The organism is Nocardia sp. X0981, assembly GCF_977089955.1.
Genome location: NZ_OZ372435.1, coordinates 4,815,973 through 4,835,230, shown reverse-complemented (window position 1 = coordinate 4,835,230; position 19,258 = coordinate 4,815,973). Strand labels below are relative to the sequence as shown.

Here is a 19,258-nt window from a genome sequence, read left to right as displayed (position 1 = left end):
ATCGGTGGCGGGCACGATGAGCTGTTCGGCGTAGGTACCGAAGTCGGGGTCGAAACCGACGACGACGCCGGCGACCCGGGTACTGGCCGCGAGATCGACTCCGGGTACCTCGATCCCGGCCGGTGGTCCCTCGGTAGCTCGCCGCCGCGCTCCGGAACGGAGCGCGGCGGCGTACCGTTCATCGTCCGAGCCGTGGGTTGAGGACCCGGGCGATCTGGGCCACCGCCTGCGGTTCGGTCATGGCGAGGTGGGTGCTCTCGATATCGAAGTTCGCGATCTGCCCACGTACCACCGGTGCCCACCCCCGATGACCCCTCGCGTCCGATCGCCTGTCGACGGTCGCGGTGAAGTACAGCATATCGCCGTCCAGGACCGGCGGCCGCCAGTCGCTCGCCGCGCGCATCGACACGTTGTAGGCGTGGGTCATGCGTTCGATCATCGCGGCGTCGACGCCGAGACTGCCGCCGAGATGCTGCTCGATCAGCTCGGCCGCTTCCGCGGCGGTCGCGTCGGCGTCCACGAAATCGATACCCAGGACCGGGCCGAGATTACTGATCAGCTCCCCGGCCGTGACCTCGGTGACCGCGGAGGCGTCGAAACCGTCCGCTTCGGCGTCCAACAACGCCAGCAACGCGACCTCCTCCCCGGCAGCGCGCATCTCGACGGCGACGGCGTGGGCGATCGTTCCGCCCAGCGACCAGCCCAGGAGATGGTACGGGCCGTGTGGCTGCACCGTGCGGATCTCGTCGAAGTAGCGCCGCGCGGTTTCCGCGATCGTCTCCGGGCCGGGCTCTTCCCCGCCGATCTGCGGAGCTTGGAGCCCGTAGATCGGCCGGTCGGCGGCGAGGTATTCGTCGAGCGGGCGATAGCACCAGGCCAGGCCCGACGCCGGATGGATACAGAACAGCGGTGGCAGATCGCCGCCGGTCCGGATCGGGAGCAGGACGTCGAAGCCGAGGGCGGTGTGGCCGGTGTCGACCTGACCGGAGCGCAGACCGGATTCGATACGCCGGGCGAGATCGGCCGGCCGCGGATCCGACAGCATCCAGCTGACCGGCACCTCGTAGTCGAGCTCCTTCTTCAGCTCGCTCACCACCTGCACCGAGCGCAGCGAGTTACCGCCCAGCGCATAGAAGTCGTCGTCGGCGCCCACCCGGTCCACTCCGAGTACCTGCTCGAAGGTCCGGGCTATCTCTTCTTCCAGCCACGAGGACGGTGCCCGGTACTCCCCTATCGCGAGCTCCGGCTCCGGTAGCCGCGCGCGGTCCAATTTGCCGGATGCGGTGAGTGGTACCGTGTCCAGCACCATCATCACGGAGGGCACCATGTAGCCGGGTAGTTCGGTGCCGGCGTGTGCCAGCACCGCTTCGGTGTCGACGGTGGCGCCGGCGGCGGGAACGAGGTAGCCGACGAGCTGTTCCCCGGCCGCGGCGGAGCGTACCGCGACGATCGCCCGGCCGACGGTGTGGTGCTCGGCGAGTACCGCTTCGATCTCGCCGAGTTCGATGCGCAGACCGCGGAGTTTCACCTGGGAATCGGTGCGGCCGAGATATTCCAGCTCACCGGTGGGCTGCCGGCGCGCCAGATCTCCGGTGCGGTAGAGGCGGCCGCCGTGGGAGTACGGGTCGGGTACGAACCGTTCCGCGGTCAAGCCCGGGCGCGCCTGGTATCCACGCGCGATCTGGACGCCCGCCAGGTACAGCTCCCCCGCCACCCCGGGTGGTACCGGGCGCAACCGGGCGTCGAGCACGTAGGCGCGGACGTTCCACACCGGCGCGCCCATCGGCACGCTGCCGGTGTCGTCCGCGGTCACCGGGTGCGCTGTCGCGTGCAGGGTGAACTCGGTGGGGCCGTACAGATTGTGCAGCCGGGTCCAGGGCAGTACCCGGCGCGCGGCCGCGACCAGCTCCGCACCGAATGCCTCCCCGCCGACCAGCACCGTGCGCAGCGATCCCAGCGATCCGGCCGGTGCCGCGTCGGTGAAGGCGGCCAGCATCGACGGTACGAAGGAGGTGATCGTGACCCGGTGCTCGGCGATCGCGGCGGCGAGATACGCCGGGTCGCCGTGGCCGTCGGGGCGGGCGATCACCAGTCGCGCGCCGACGGCCAGGGTCGCGAACAGCTCCCATACCGATACGTCGAAGGTGGCGGGGGTCTTCTGCAGCACCACGTCCGCCGGGCTCAATGCGTAGGTGTCGATTATCCACCGCAGCTGGTTCACCACCGCGCTGTGGGGCACGGCCACGCCTTTCGGCCGGCCGGTGGATCCGGAGGTGAAGAGCACGTAGGCGGTGTTGTGCGGCTGCAGTGCCGCGAGACGGTCGCGCTCGGTGACGGGTGTGTCGGCGAAACCGGACAGGTCCAGCTCGTCGAGGGAGGACAGCACCACGGTGGGTGCGGCGGTTTCCAGCATGTACTCGATACGTTCGGCCGGGTGATCCGGGTCGACGGGGACGTATCCGCCGCCGGCGGCGTGCACGGCGTACATGGCCACGACCTGGTCGACGCAGCGCCGCATCTGGAGCGCCACCAGCGATTCCGGGCCTACTCCCTGGGCGATCAGCCAGCGTGCCAGCCGGTTCACGCGCGCCGCGAATTCCGTGTAGGTCAGTGTTCGGTCGCCGGAGACCAGTGCGGTGCGGTCGGCGTGTTCCGGTACGGCGCGGGCGAAGATCGCGGGGAGTGTGTCGTCGCCGGCGAAGGGGTGGTCGGTGGCGTTCCACCGGTTCAGTACGGCTTCCCGTTCGGTACTGTCGAGCAGATCCACATCGTGGATCGGTTGTGCGGGGTCGGTCACCATCGCGTCGAGTACCCGCAGCAGCCGGTCGGCGATCGTGGCTACGCTCGCCGGGTCGAACAGGTCGGTGGCGTAGGTGATTCCGCCGCTGATACCGGCTGGTGCGCCGGTGGAATCGTAGGAATCGGAGACCGTGACCTGCAGGTCGAACAGGGAGGTGCCGGCGTCGGCTTCGACAGCGGAAACCGAGAGGTCGGGAAGTTCGAAATCGGTTGTGGCGAGGTTCTGGAATGCCAGCATCACCTGGAACAGCGGGTGGTGGGCGTGGGTGCGCACCGGGTTCAGTTCCTGCACCAGCCGTTCGAACGGTACGTCGGCGTGCCCGAACGCGGCCAGATCGGTGTTTCGGACGTGGTCGAGCAGTTGGCTGAACGACATACCCGCGGTGGTGCGGGTCCGCAGGACGAGAGTGTTGACGAACATGCCGACCAGATCGTCGAGTTCGGGTTCGCCGCGTCCGGCGTAGGGGGTGCCGATCGCGATGTCGTCGGTGTGGGCGAGCCTGCTCAGGGTGGCTGCCAGTGCCGCATGGAACACCATGAACAGTGTCGTGTTGTGGGCGCGGGCGGTCTGTTCCAGGCGGGTATGGAGTTCGGCGTCGATGGTTATCGGCACGTTCGCGCCGGCATAGGTCTGGGCGGGTGGGCGTGGACGGTCGGTGGGGAGTTCCAGCAGGGCCGGTAGATCCGCCAACTGTGTGGTCCAGTAGTCGATCTGGGCCCGCAGCAGCGAATCGGGGTCCTGCTCGGTGCCCAGGACCGCGCGCTGCCAGATCGCGTAGTCCGCGTACTGCACTGCCAGCGGCGCCCAGGGTGGGGTTTCCTCGCGTAGCCGTGCCGCGTACGCCGTCATCATGTCCCGCGAGAGCGGTCCCAGCGACGAGCCGTCACCGGAGATGTGGTGGATCACCACGGCCAGCACCCAGGTGTCGTGTCCGAGGTCGAACAGCCGCGCCCGGAACGATGTCTCCCGGGTCACGTCGAATCCGGTGGACAGGAACGCCGTGACCTGCTCGGCCAGTTCGGCTTCCGCGATGGGGGTCACGGACATCGGTGGGAGTGTTTCGGCGGCGGGGAGCACCACCTGCGAGGGCTCGCCTCCGGCCTGCGGGTACACGGTTCGCAGTACCTCGTGGCGGGCCACCACATCGGCGATCGCCGCGTGCAGCGCGTCGAGGTCGAGGCGGCCGGACAGCCGGATCACGATCGGGATGCTGTAGGCGGCGGTATCGGGTTCGAATCGGTTCAGGAACCACATCCGCTGCTGTGCGTAGGACAGCGGGATACGGTCCGGGCGCGGTTGGGGGGTCAACGCCACCCGGCCGGGGTCGGCATGGGTTTCGACCCGGACGGCCAGTTTCGCGACGGTCGGCGCCTCGAAGATCATCGCTACCGGGACGTTCGCGTCGAGCGCGGTGCCGATGCGGGCGGCCACGCGGGTGGCCACCAGACTGTTTCCGCCGAGTTCGAAGAAGTCGTCGTCGGCGCCGAGGGCGCGGTCGAGACCGAGCACTTCGGCGAAGACGCCGGCCACGATCTCTTCCACCGGGGAGGCGGGGGCCCGGAATTGCCTGGTCTGCAGGGCTGGTGCGGGTAGCGCCTTGCGGTCGAGTTTCCCGTTCGGGGAGAGCGGGATCTCGTCGAGCACCATCACCGCGGCGGGCACCATGTAGGAGGGCAGCGCCTCGGCTACCGCCGCGGACAGTTCCTCACCGGAGATCGACGCTCCGGCCGCGGGCACCACATAGGACACCAGCATCACCGGGCCGGTACCTTCGCGGCGCGGTATCGTGACGGCGAACGCCACGTCCGCGCGGGCCCCGAGCACCGTGTCGATCTCCCCCAGTTCCACTCGGAAACCGCGGACTTTGACCTGGAAGTCGTTACGGCCTACGAACTCCAGCGTGCCGTCGGTGTTCCATCGGACGATGTCACCGGTGCGGTACATGCGCCGGCCCGGTTCCTCGAACGGGCACGCCACGAAACGTGCGGCGCTGGTGGCGACCCGATGCAGGTATCCGCGGGCCAGCGCCGGCCCGGACAGGTACAGTTCTCCGGCTACTCCCGCGGGCACCGGGTGCAGCCGGGTGTCGAGGACCAGGGCCCGTATCCCGGGCAGCGGGGCGCCGATCGTGGGGTGGTCGCCCGGTTGCAGGGGTGCGGTGGCCGTGGCGACCATGGTGGTTTCGGTGGGCCCGTACAGCACCCGGAATTCGCGGGTTCCGGCGCTGTCGGTGCCGGACCAGCGGGCGACCAGGTCCGCCGGGACCTCGTCGCCGCCGGACAGCACCACGCGGAGGTCGTCGAGCCCTGCGGGGTCCACCGACGCCAGCGCGGCCGGGGTCACGAACGCATGGGTGATCCGCTGGGCCCGGAGGAATTTGGCCAGTTCGACTCCGCCGTATATTCCGGCCGGGGCCACCACGAGGGTGGAGGCGTGGGCGAGGGCCAGCAGGATTTCCAGCAGGGAGGCGTCGAACGAGGGCGAAGCGAAGTGCAGCACCCGGGAGGTGGGGGTGAGTTCGCGGTCGGCGCGCTGCGCGGAGACGAAGTCGGCGATACCGGTGTGGGTTACGGCCACACCTTTCGGTACGCCGGTGGAGCCGGAAGTGAAGACCACGTAGGCCGTATCGGAGACCCGCAGCGGCCGGGGCCGTTGCGTGTCGTCGACCGGGTCGGCGGTCAGCGCGCTCAGCTCGGTGGCCACGGTGGTGTCGTCGAGGACGATCCAGTCCACGGAGGTGGGTAGTTCGTCGCGGGTGGCGGCCGAGACGGTCACGCCCATTCCGGCGCCGGAATCCGAGACCATCTGTTCGATCCGGCCGACGGGGTAGCGGGGATCCACCGGCACGTACGCCGCTCCGGTTTTCACCACCGCCCACCACGCGATTATCGATTCCACCGAGCGTGTGGCGGCTACCAGGACGGTTTTCTCCGGGCCGGCGCCGCGGTGGAGCAGCAACCGGGCCAGCCGGTTGGACTGTTCGTCCAGTTGGGCGTAGGTGAGTGCGGTATCGTCGGCGACCAGGGCGGTTCCGTCGCGGTTGGTTCGTACGGCGGCGGCGAGGACATCCGGTAGCAGTCGCGGCGGCTGCGGTGTTTCCGGGGGCCGCGGGCCCACCCGCGAGACCAGTTCGCGGTGTTCGCCCGGGGCCAGCCACTCGATATCCCCGACAGCTGTCGCGGGGTTCTCGGCTACCGCTTCCAATACCCGGATCAGTCGCTGGACGAAACCGGTCACCGTGGTTTCGTCGAAGAGGTCGCGGGCGTACATCATCATGCCCGACAGGCCCGTACCGTCTTCGACGGCGGAATCGGAGATCATCAGCTGCAGGTCGAACTGGCAGACGCCGGTGTCCACATCCGCTCGGGACACCACGACGCCAGGCAGGGCGATGTTCACGCTGGTCAGGTTCTGGAACGCGAGCGCCACCTGGAACACCGGGTGTTGTGCCGCTGTGCGTTCGGGGTTGAGTTCTTCCACGATCCGCTCGAACGGGACATCCGCGTGTTCGAAGGCCTGCAGGTCCGTTTCTCGTGTGCGCGCCAGCAGTTGTGTGAAAGGTTCACCCGCTGCCACGGGGGTGCGCAGGGCAAGGGTGTTCACGAACATACCGACCAGATCGTCCAGTCCGGGTTCGCCGCGGCCGGCCACCGGGGTGCCGACCACCACGTCGTCGCTGCCGCTGAGCCGGGCCAGTACCGCCGCCAGCGCCGCGTGTACGACCATGAACAGTGACGATCCGCGGGATCGGGCCAGTTCCAGCAGCCGCCGGTGTAGTTCGGGGCCGATCTCCACCGGTACCCGCCCGCCGGACAGGGAGGCCACCGCCGGGCGGGGCCTGTCGGTGGGGAGTTCGATCCGGTCGGGTGCGCCGGCCAGCGTCGCGGTCCAGAATCGCAGCTGGGCCGATATCAGCGAGTCCGGGTCCGCGGCCTCTCCCAGGATCCGCCGCTGCCACAGCGTGTAATCCGCGTATTGCACGGCCAGGGGCTCCCAGGCCGGCGCGTGTCCGGCCACTCGCGCCGCGTATGCCTGCATCACATCGCGGGCCAGCGGGCCCATCGATTGTCCGTCGCCGGCGATGTGGTGGACGACGAGGACGAGCAGGAATTCCGGGGTGGGTCCGGGGTCCGGTGGCGTGATTTCGAACAGCCCCACCCGTATCGGGACGTGGGCGGTCACGTCGAATCCGCGGCGTACGAGTTCGCTCACCACTTCCGCGGCGGAATCCGCGTCCACCCGCACGGGTGCCACCGGCATTTCGGGTGCGTCCAGGATCACCTGCCGTGGTTCCCCGGCAGTGGCCGGGTAGATGGTGCGCAGCACTTCGTGGCGGGCGATGACATCGCCGAGTGCGGCCGCCAGCGCCGCGGTGTCCAACCGGCCCGACAGCCGCAGCATGACCGGAATGTTGTAGGCCGCCGATTCGGGTTCGAACCGGTTGAGGAACCACATCCGTTGCTGTGCCAGGGACAACGGGATGAGTTCGGGGCGGGTACCGGCTGTCAACGGTATCCGGTTTCCACCGGTGAGTGTGCTCGCGTGCTCGGCCAGTCCGGCGACGGTCGGCGTTTCGAACACCGCGCGCACCGGCACCCGGACATCGAGGGCCGCGCTCACGCGGGCCACCACCAGCGACGCGCTCAGCGAATCACCACCGAGGGCGAAGAAATCGTCGTCGGCGCCCACCCGTTCCACGCCGAGCACCTGCTCGAACGCTTCGGCGACCACCACTTCCGGCCAGGAAGCCGGTGCCCGGAATTCACGTGCGGCGAACACCGGCTCCGGTAGCCGGTCACGGTCGAGTTTCGCATTGGCGGTGAGCGGAACCTCGTCCAGGGTCAGGACAGCGGCGGGCACCATATAGGCGGGTAGTTCGGCGGTCAGCGCGGTGCGCAGTTCTTCGCCGGTGACGGTGGATCCGGGTTCCGGCACCACATAGGACACCAGCATCACCGGCCGGTCGTCGCCGCCGCGGGGCACGGTGACGGCGAACGCCACATCCGGGTGCGCCCCGAGTACCGCATCGATTTCGGTCGGCTCGACCCGGGTGCCGCGTACCTTGACCTGGAAATCGTTGCGGCCCAGGAATTCCAGTCGGCCGTCGGGGCGTTGGCGCACCAGGTCGCCGGTGCGGTACATCCGCCGGCCGGGCTGCCCGAACGGGCAGGCGACGAACCGTGCCGCGCTCAGTCCGGTGCGGTCGAGGTATCCGTCGGCCAGTCCTCGGCCGTACAGATACAGTTCGCCCGTGGTGCCCGTGGGCACCGGCCGCAGCCAGGTATCGAGGACCACGGTCGCGACGGGGCCCGCGGGTTCGCCGATCGTGATCGCGGCGCCGGGGGTCAGCGCGCCGTCGGCGGTGGCCCAGATGGTGCATTCGCTGGGACCGTAGAGGTTGATCATGGTGCGGCCGGGCGCCCACCGGTCGACCAGTTCCGGTCCGACCGGTTCCCCGGCCGCGGCCAGCACACGTAGTTCGTCGAGGTCCTCCGACGGGACCGTTGTCAGCGCCGACGGGGTGATCACCGCGTGGGTGACGTGTTCGCGCCGGATGAGTTCGGCGAGATCACGGCCACCGTAGATATCGGGAGGGGCGATGACCAGCCGACCGCCGGAGCCGTGTGCCAGCAGGAGTTCGAACAGTGTGGCGTCGAAGCTGGGTGAGGCGACCTGCAGTACCGTCGCGGCCGGGCCGGCGCCGAGTATGCGGCGCTGTCCGGCGACGACATCGGCCAGGCCGCGATGGCCGACCCGGACACCTTTGGGGATTCCGGTGGACCCGGAGGTGTAGATGACATACGCCGCCTGGTCCTGCCGGATCGGGCCGCCGCGTTCGGTGGCGGACAGCGGTGTCGCGGGTTGAGCGGCGATCGCGCGGCGGGTGTCCTCGTCGTCGAGGGGCAGCCAGTCGACGGTATCGGGCAGGTGTTTCCGGGAGGCGGTGTCGGTGACCCCGAGCGCGGTATGCGAATCCGACAACAGGAATTCGACGCGGTCGACGGGCAGGTTGGGGTCGATCGGCAGGAACGCGGTGCCCGCTTTCGCGGCCGCCCAGATGACGAGGATCGCTTCCAGGGAGCGCGGAAGCGCGGAGGCCAGGACGGTTTCCGGCCCGGCGGCGCGCTGCAGCAGGACGCGGGCGAGACGATTGGATTGTTCGTCGAGCTGCCGGTAGGTGACGCTGTCGGCGCCGTGGACCATGGCTAGGGTGTCGGGTCCGGCGGCGGCTGTGGTGGTGAAAATCTCGTCGAGGGTGGCGGGTTCCACTGGGTCGCCGGCGGGCCGGGAGAAGGACGGTTCGTCGTTCAGGGCCGTCCCACCGAGGGGCAGTTCGGGGTCGGTGGCGATCCGGTCGAGCAGTTCCACGAAGCGGTCGAGGATGCGGCGGGCGCGTGTGGTGTCGAATTCGTCCTGCAGGTACCGGAGGGTGATCCGCAGGCCCTGCGCTTCGCCGTGTTCGGTGTACGCGGGTTCGACGACCAGGCTCAGTGGGTACGGGGTGGCATCGACACCGCTGATCTCCTCGACGCGCAGGCCCGCGGAGTCGACGAGTTGCTGCAGTGCCGGCCGGTCGACGGGGAACGACTGGTATGCGACGGCGGTGTCGAAGAGTTCGGTCACCCCGGCGCTGCGGTGGATATCGGGGAGGCCGACGTAGTGGTGGTCGAGCATAGCGGCGTGCTGCTCCTGGATCCGGGACAGCAGCCGGCCCAGCGACAGTGTGGGCTCGAGCCGGACCCGGACGGGGATCGTGTTCAGGAACATGCCGAGGGTTTGGTCCACCAGCGGTAATTCCGGTGGGCGGCCCGAGACGGCGGAACCGAAGATCACATCGGTTTCCCCGGTCAGTACGCGCAGGTTCAGCGCCCAGGCCGCGGCGATGGTGGTGTTGACGGTCACGGCCGCGCCGGCGGCCACGCGACGGAGTTGTTCGAACCGGGCCGCCGGTAATCGCGCGCCGACTTCCCCGGCAGCCCCGGCGTTCCCGGCCCCGGCGCCGCGCGCCACCCGGGTGGGGGCGTCCACATCCGCATAGGCCCGGGCCCATGCGGCTCTGGAGGCGTCGAGGTCCTGCCGGCGCAACCAGGACAGGTAGTCGCGGTAAGAGGGGGCGGGTCCGAGGTCACCGATATGCTGCGGTGTCCCGTAGTAGTCGAGCAGTTCCCGCATCAGCAGCGGCATGGACCAGCCGTCCAGGATCACATGATGATTCGTGACGAGCAGCCGGAAAGCGCCGGCGCCGGCGCGGATCAAGGTGAACCGGATCAGCGGCGGCTCCGACAGGTCGAAACCGGACGCCGCGTCCGCCGCGGCGATACGATCCATTTCGGCCGGGGCGTCCTCGGCGGCGTGGTCGGCGAGATCGATTTCGCGGAATCGGACGTCCGCGTGGTCCAGCACGATCTGGCACGGTCCGGCAGGGGTTTGCGCGAACGCCGCGCGCAGGATGTCGTGCCGATCGATCACGGCCTGCGCCGCGCGCCGCAGCCGCGGGCCGTCGACCTCTCCGGTGAAGCCGATCATCGTCTGAACGGTGTAGTTGTCGGCGGTGTCCGGGTTGTAGGTCGAATGGAAATGGATCCCGGATTGCATCGGCGACAGCGGCCACACGTCGGTCAATCCGCGATATCGCTGTTCGAGCCGGTCGATATCCGGTGAGGCGAGATCGACGAGCGGGGATTCCGCGGTGGGTCGTTCGGCGTGATGTCCGGCCGGGTCCGCGGGCCGGTCCGCGGCGCGGGCGACGGCGGCCAAGGCGGCGACGGTTCTACCTTCGAAAACGTCGCGGGGGGTGAGGGTCAGTCCGGCGGATTTCGCGAGCGCCACCAGGCGCATGGAGACGATACTGTCGCCGCCGAGGGCGAAGAAGTTGCTGTCGGCCGAGACGTTGTCCAGGTGCAGCACCTCGGCGAAGAGTCGCGCCACGATCCGCTCGGTGTCGGTGGCCGGCGGCCTGCCGGGGGTGGTCTCGAAGGCGACGGTGCGCCGCCGCAGAGCTTTGTGGTCGATCTTGCCGACCGGGGTCAGCGGCATCGAATCGAGTTCCACGATCGCCGCGGGGTTCATATAGTGGGCCAGCGACTGTGCGAGGTCCTCGCGCAGGGCCGCCACATCCAGTGCCCTTTCCGGCGCGGCGACGACATAGGACACCAGCACCGGTTCACCGGCGGGTCCTTCCTGCGCGACGGTGGCGGCACCGGCCACGGCCGGGTGGCGGGCCAGGTGGGCGTCGATCTCCCCCGGTTCGATCCGCAGACCGTGGATCTTGACCTGCTGGTCACCGCGGCCGAGATATTCCAGCGCCGGGCCGGTGCGGCCCCGCACCCAGCGCACGGTGTCGCCGGTGCGGTAGAGCCGTTCGCCGTGCGGCGAGGCCGGATCGGCGACGAAACGGGACGCGGTGGTGCCCGGCCGGCCGAAATAGCCGCGGGCCAGCCCGGGGCCGCCGAGATACAGTTCACCGGACACCCCCACCGGTACCGGCCGTAACCACATATCGAGAACGGCCACCGAGACGCCGCGGATCGGACCGCCGATCGTCACCGGTTCCCCGGGTTCCAAGGCGGGCGACCCGGTTGCCCAGATCGTGCATTCCGTCGGGCCGTAGTGATTCATCAGCCGGCGGCCGGGGGCCCACCGGTTGACGAGATCGGTGCCGGTGGCCTCCCCGACGACAGCGACCGTTCGCAGGGACGGCACACGGGAGGGGTCCATCGTGTTCAGCGCGGAGGGGGTGATGATCGCGTGGGTGACCTGTTGTGCGCGCAGCAGCTCTTCGAGGTCGGTGCCGCCGTACACGTCCGGCGGTGCCGGAACCAGGCAGGCGCCGCGGCTGTGGGCCAGCAGCAGTTCCGACAGGCAGGCATCGAAACCCGGGGACGCGACCTGCAGTACCACCGAGGATGAATTCACCTCGAAGGCCTCGGCCTGTGCGGCGACGAGCCCGGCCAGCCCCCGATGCTCGACGTGCACGGCTTTCGGGGTACCCGTCGACCCGGAGGTGTAGATCATGTACGCGGCGTTGCCGGTCCGCGGCGCGCCGGTCGCGTCCGTGCCGCCGCCCGGCCGGGGCGGCTGCTCGTCCCCGGCGTCGAGGACCGACCAGGTGAGCGTATCGGGAAGTCGCGGCACGACAGCGCCGACCGTCACCCCCAGCGTGCTCCCGGAATCGGACAGCAGCTCCGCGATCCGCTCGGCGGGGTTGCCGGGATCCACCGGTACGAAGGCGGCGCCTGTTTCGGCGACCGCCCAGATCGCCACGACCAGTTCGACGGATCGGGGGACGGCCAGCGCGACCAGCGATTCGGGGCGCGCGCCATGGGCGGCCAACCGGCACGCGAGCTCGTGCGCGCGTGACCGCAGGTCCCGGTAGGTCAGCGCGGTGTCGCCGGAGCGGACAGCGACCGCGTCCGGATGGGTTCGTGCGGTGGTGGCCAGGATCTCCCACATGGTGCGTTCCGCGATGGGTTCGTCCGCGCCGGCCGGGAACAGCTCGGCCCGTTCGCGGTCCGGGCGCGCGGCGACCGCGGCGACCTTCACGGCGGGGTCGGTGACGATCTGGGTCAAGATCAGTTCGAACCGGTCGAGCAGGGTCCGGGCTGCTTCGGTATCGAACCGGTCGGTGGAGAACCGCAGCGTGAGCGCATAGGTACCGGACTCCCCGAGTTCCGGATTCCCGTCACGCGCCGGGCGCGGCGGGGTCACCTGCAGGCTCAGCGGATACGGTGTCGCGTCGTGGGCTTCGATATCGATGAAACGCAGGCCGGCGTCGCGGAGATCACGGGCCAGTCCTTCCCGGTCGAGCGGATAGGATTCGAGCACCGTCACCGTGTCGAACATGTCGGCGATACCGGTCGCCCGCTGTAGTTCCGCCAACCCGATATGGCGATGGTCCAGCATGGCCGCCTGCTCCGACTGCACCCGCACCAGCAGGTCGGCGACGGTTTCGTGGGGATCGAGCCGCACACGTACCGGAAGTGTGTTGATGAACAGGCCGACCATATGTTCGACGCCGAGGATCTGCGGCGGGCGATGGGTCACCGTATTGCCGAACACCACATCCGGTTCGCCGGTCAGGGTGGTGAGCAGCAGCGCCCACGCCACCTGTACGGATGTGTTCGCGGTGACACCGTGGGAGCGGCCGAGGTCGAGAACCGCGGCGGTGGTGGCGGCGTCGAGCCGCACCTCCACGTCACCGTTGTGCGCGGTGACGGTCCGGTCCGCCCCACCGGTGACCCGGGTGGGGCTCTCGATCCCGGCGAGCATCTGCTGCCACGCGGCTGTCGCGGCTTCCCGGTCCTGGGTTTCGAGCCACTGCAGATAGTCCCGGTAGGAGCGGGGTGAGGTCAGTTCGGCCGGATCGCCGTCGGAGCTGTAGAGGACGAGCAGCTGATGGATCAGCAACGGCATCGACCAGCCGTCCAGCACGATGTGATGGTTGGTGACGAGCAGCCGGAACTCGTCGGCGCCGGTGCGTACGAGGTGGAAACGCAGCAGCGGTGGCCGCGCCGGATCGAACGGCGCCGCCGCCGATTCCGCGAGCCGCCGCAGTGCCCGCTCCCGTTCCTCGTCGTCACCGATACCGGTGAGGTCGGTTTCGCGCCAGTCGGCCCGGACGCTGCCCAGAACGAGTTGCCTCGGGCCGCCGCCGCTTTCGACGAACGCGGTCCGCAGGCTGTCGTGCCGGTCGACGAGCGCCTGCGCGGCCTGCCGCATCCGCGTCGGATCCACCTCTCCGCCCAGCGTCAACGCGGCTTGTACGATGTATCCGTCGTCACCGTCGTGGTCGTAGATCGTGTGGAACAGCAACCCGGACTGTAGGGCGGTGAGTGGCCACACATCGGTCAGCGACGGGTATTCCCGCTGCCAGTGGTCGATATCGTCCTGCGAGACCGCGACGAGCGGGAAGTCCGACGGGGTGAATCCACCGGCGGATCCGGAACGCATATGGCCGGTGAGAGCCCGCAGCGCCCGCACCCACAGGCCGGCGAGTTCGTCGACCTCCTCGGCGTCCAGGATTTTCGAGGCGAACTCCCAGGTCGCATCGAGTTCGAGTCCCTCAGGACCCGGTTCGGCGATCGCATTGATATCGAGTACGGCGGGCAACGCCATCCGCGGATCGTTCGTCGCGGTCAGCGACGGGAATTCGGTGGTGGGTGCCCACGCCCCCGAATGCTCGCGGGCACCCACCCGGCCCAGATAGTTGAAACTGATCTGGGGGTCCGGTGCACTCCCGAGCTCCGCGCGGCCCCGGGGATCCAGGCAACGCAGCATCCCATAGCCGATACCGTTGTCCGGCACCGCCCGTAGCTGCTCCTTGACCTGCTTGATCGCCTGTCCCGCGGCCGCGCCGCCGGCGAACGCGTCGTCGAGGTCGACGCCCGCCAGTTCGAGCCGGAGCGGGAAGCGGGTGGTGAACCAGCCCACGGTGGCGCTGAGGTCGGCGCCCGGTACGGCCCGTTCCTCCCGGCCGTGGCCCTCCAGCGATATCAGCTCTTCCCCGGGCGTCATCCCGCGCCGGCGCCGCCATTCGCCCAGCGCCAGGGCCAGGGCCGCCAGCAGCGAATCGTTGGCGCTGCCGTGGAACCGCGCCGGAATGGTGGTGAGCACCGCCTCGGTGATATCGGCCGGGATCCGGAGCCGGACCCGGCTCGCCGTGGACATGACGTCACGATCCGGGTCCAGGCGGCGCGCGCCGAGCAGCCGGTCCCCACCCGCCACGACCCCCTTCCACAGGTCGAGTTCCGCGGCACTTCTGTCCGGCGCCTGCTCGACCAGGCCGTGCACCCAGCGCCGCACCGAGGTGGTTCCCGCAGCCGGTCGGGGTTCGCCGCCCCCGCGAACCTGCGGCCAGGTCTGGGCGAGGTCGGTGAGAAGGATCCGCCACGACACCGCGTCGACGGCGAGATGGTGGATCACCAGCCACATCAGGTCGGGGCCGGCGCCGCTGCCGTCCTGCAGCCACACGACCTGGACGAGCGCGCCGCTGCCGGGATCCAGACGGTCCGCGGCTTCCTGTAGGTGCGCGTCGATGACGTCGGCCGCGCGTTCGTCGAGCCGCACATGGGTCAGCACCGTATCGGCATCGACCGCGCCCGGCGCGCGTACCTCGAGGTGGGGGTCCGCGCCCGGGGTGGCGCCGCGCAGTACCGCACGCAGTATGTCGTGGCGGTCCAGCAGGGACTGCAGCGCCCGCACCAGCTCTACGCGGCGGACCCGCTCGGGGAGTTCGACCAGAGTGGCCTGCGCGAACCTACCGTAGTGGCCGCGGTCCAGCATGGCGTGCACGATCGGCGACAGCGGTATCGGCCCTGTCCCGCCACCGGACAGTTCGGCCAGCTGCGGGACACCACCGGCCTCGGTCGCGATGGCGGCCAGCCCCGCGACGGTCTTGTACTCGAACACATCTTGGGTGGAGAACGCCAACCCCACGGCTTTCGCCCGCGCCACCAGCTGGATCGACAGGATGCTGTCGCCGCCGAGCGCGAAGAAACTGTCGTCCGCCCCGACCTGCCGTACCCCGAGTACCTCGGCGAACAGGCCCGCCACCAGGTTCTCCCGGGGGGTGGCCGGCGCGCGCCCGGCCGGTGCGGCCGTGAAATCGGGTTCGGGTAGCGCGCTGCGATCGAGTTTGCCGAACGCGTTCATCGGCAGACTCTCCAGCGGCAGGATCACGGCCGGGACCATATGCGGGGGCAGGGATTCGCGGGCGAAACGCTGGAGTTCGAGCGGATCGGCCCGGCGGCCGTGAACCGGAACGACATAGGACGCCAGCACCGTCGCACCGGCATTGTTGCGCACCGGGATCGTGGCGGACATTTCCACGTCCGCGTGCGCGGTGAGCGCGGCGTCGATCTCGCCCGGTTCGATGCGGTAGCCGCGGATCTTCACCTGGAAATCGCTGCGCCCCATCAATTCCAGCGTCATCTCCGACTCGTCGCCGGCCCAGCGCGCGAGATCGCCGGTGCGGTACATACGCTGCCCCGGCTCGCCGTACGGGTGGGCGACGAACCGGGCCGCGGTTTCACCGAACCGGTTGCTGTAGCCGCGGGCCAGACCCGGCCCGGCCAGATACAGTTCCCCGACGGTGCCCTTCGGTACCGGCTGCAGCGCCCGGTCCAGCACCATGGCGGAGACGCCGCGGACGGGTCCGCCGACGGTGAGGTCCCGGCCGGGTCGCAGCTCCGCGCCGGAGGCGGTCACGGTGGTTTCGGTGGGACCGTATTCGTTGTACAGAGGCACGGCCTGTGTCCACCGTTCGACAACGTGCGGTGGACACACGTCGCCCCCGACCACCACGGCCCGCAGGTCGGTGAGCGGCCGCGGGTCCACGGTCGCCAGCATCGCCGGGGTCAGTGTCAGATGCGTGACGTGTTCGTCCGCCAGCAGCTGGGTGAGCCGTTCCCCGCCGAGCACCTCGGGTGGCACGATCACCAGCGTGCAACCGCCCGCGAAGCAGGTCAGGAACTGCTCCAGGGAGGCGTCGAAGCTGGGTGAGAGGGCATACGACACCCGCGATCCGGCATCGATGCCGTAGGTTTCGCTGCGGTCGGCGATCAGGTTCGCCAGCCCGGTGTGGGTGACCTGGACACCTTTCGGCGTCCCGGTGGACCCCGACGTGTAGGTCATATAGGCGATGTGCGCGGACCGCAGCGGCCGGGTCCGTTCCGCGTCGGAGATCGGCCCGTCCGCGAGCTCGGCGTACCGGGCGGCGGGATCGTCGAGAACGACCGGCCGCACGGTGTGTGGCAGCCGCTCGCGGTGGGCGTCGAGGGTGATCGCGACCTCCGCGCCGCTGTCGGCGATCATGTGCTCGATACGTTTCGGCGGGTACTCCGGGTCCACCTGCACGATCGCGGCACCGGATTTCGCGACCGCCCAGGTCGCCGTGATCGACTCGGCGGAACGCCGGAGCACGATCGCTACGGCACTGCCCGGTCCACAACCCAGCTCTATCAGCTGCCGGGCCAGGCGGGAGGACGCGCTGTCCAGTGCGCCGTAGCTCGTGGTGTGTCCGTCGGCCACGATCGCGGGCGCCGTGTGGTCGCGGGCCGCGCCGTCGGCCAGGATGTCGGGTAGGAGGCGGGCCGGTAGTCCGCTGGGACCGCGTACGGGTAGCAGCGCGGCGCGCTCCCGGGCTCCCAGGAGAGGTAGTCCGCTGACCCGGTGTTCGGCACCGCCGGCGAGGAACCCGTGCAGGAACATGAGGAAGCGCCGGTGGTGAGCGGCCAGCTCGGCGGGTGTGTAGACGTTGGGGTTGCCCTGGAAGTCGATATGGGTGCTGTCTCTACCCGCTCCCGGATAGATGTTGACGAACAGGTCGGCGGTGGGCCCGGAGGTCAGGACGTGCAGGCGCCCGGTCGTATTGCCGAGCACCACCTCGTTCTCGATCATCATCAGGTTCACGGCCGGACCGAAGGATGCCGTCTCGTCGCGCGCGATCCCCATATCGTGGAAGATGTCCTCTTGGCGATAGCGCTGCCGCCGCAGAGCGCTGGTCAGCTCGCTCTGCGTGGCGTCGATCAATTCGCCGACGCCGAGCGAGGCGACCCGTACCCGCAGCGGGACCACGTTCGCCACCATGCCTCCCGAACGGCGCAGCACAGCCGAGTGCCGTCCCGAAACCGGCAGGCTCAGCAGCACTTCCTCGCTGCCGGTCATCCGGGCGAGGTAGGCGGCGAAGGCCGCGACGACGATCGGGGTCACGCTGGTGCCGCGTTCCAGTACGGCACGGTCCAGCAGGTGCGCGGTCTCGGCCGGTAGCGGCGTGCTGACCAGCTCCGGATGAATGGTGGGTTTGCCGATCCGGCCGGCGAGGCTGACCACGGGCGGGGCGCCCACCAGATGCTCCGTCCAGTACTTCCGGTCGTTCTCGAAGCGGGTGGAGTCCCGGTACGCCAGGTCCTGGTCGACGATTTCCCCCAGGTCCTGTGCCTTCGACGGTGGTGCCTCGTCACCGTTTACCCAAGCGTTGTACAGCTCGGTGATCCGCTGCAGCATCGTGACCGCGGCGAAACCGTCCAGCGCGATGTGGTGGGCGCGCTGATACCACAGGTAGTGGTCGGGGCCGACCTGGAAGACGATGCTGGTCATGAGCCGGTCGGTGAGCAGGTCCAGCGGGGCGGAATAGTCCTGCACCATGAGCTCGTGCGCGGCCGCCACCGGGTCGGCGTGCCGGCGCAGGTCCACCACCGATACGGGGGAGTCCATGGTGTCGTCGACGAATTGGCGTGGTTCGCCGTCGATCTCGATGAGCCGCAGATATCCGGAGCCGAACTCGTGGCCGACGGTATCGCATGCCTCCAGCAGGAGGTCCGTCTTCAGTTCACCGGTGATCTCCACGTACTGGGCCACGGAAATCGGTGACGAACCCGCGAGATGCTGAGCGAACCAGATTCCTCGCTGGGCCGCGGAGAGCGGGAGAACATCGATGGACGCCACATTTGCCGAATCATTACCGTGCGTTCCCGAACCGTTACCGGGAATCGTTCGGCCGGAATAACCGGATGTGCCGTTGTGTGAGGAACCCGGCTGTGTCCGATCGCTCTCGAGGTTGCGCTTGGACTGGGTCACCTGACCTCCCGTTTATTGCGTCATTGCAGGAGTCGGAATGCTCATGGGAACATTCCGGCCACCCAAGGATGTGCATCGCTCGAAATTAAGAAGTCAATTCCCTCGGAAAGAACTTCTAATGGCGCGATCGCATTTCGTTTTCGCGTCGAAGAGTCCTGATCCGGGTTCGAATCGACACCGAACGGAAATGAAGCGGAATAAATGGGGCCCGACGGTGACGAATACCGCGCGCGCGACTGCAGGCCCCGCCTTCCACGGGCGAGGGCCGGCGCAGAGCGTTACGGATCGAGATACCTGCCGTGCACGGCGTGGTTCCGAGGGCTGCCTGGTGGGCCCGGCTCGTACCCGCGTCTCGCAGCGTGCAGTCTCATTACCACCGTCCCCTGGGTGGAAGATATACATATCACCGAAGTCGCTCGGAAGCGAGTCGGGTTCGGTGGGCGGGAATGTTCACAGTTGGAATTCATCGGTTGCACCGAATCGTCTTCTGATACCGAGCTCACCTCTGCACCAGTGTCCGTGTGGATCCGACGACCGCTTCGTCGCCGAATTCCCTCTGGATTCTCCCCATCCCCGACAAATGAGAGAATCTTCCGTCTTGCCGACCCGCCGTAATGGCAATCGGTTCGGCAGTCGCCAGTATATTCGCGATCCAGACGACCAGCTTGAGAAAGCAATACTAATCGAGCCGTGGCAAGGTCCGCAACGGGCTATTGCCGGCGCTGCTCTCATCGGCCGCTACAGGGGCGGAATTCGGTGGTGCGACATGCGGAGCAAAAGGGTGGCGGAGGTCCGGGACGGCCGGCCGGACCCCTACCGATGTGCCGGCGCCGGGGAGGGGTCGAGGGCTCGCCCCGGCGGACCGGTGTGCTCGGAGGTGTG

At 69.0% G+C, this 19,258-nt stretch carries 1 protein-coding gene; it reads right to left on the bottom strand.

All coding sequences use genetic code 11. The annotated features are described in order from the left end of the window. Positions 1-178: 178 nt before the first annotated feature. Positions 179-18,244, bottom strand: coding sequence for an amino acid adenylation domain-containing protein (locus tag ACYR7D_RS21200; protein ID WP_459546278.1), 18,066 nt, complete (start codon positions 18,242-18,244; stop codon positions 179-181). Positions 18,245-19,258 lie beyond the last annotated feature (1,014 nt).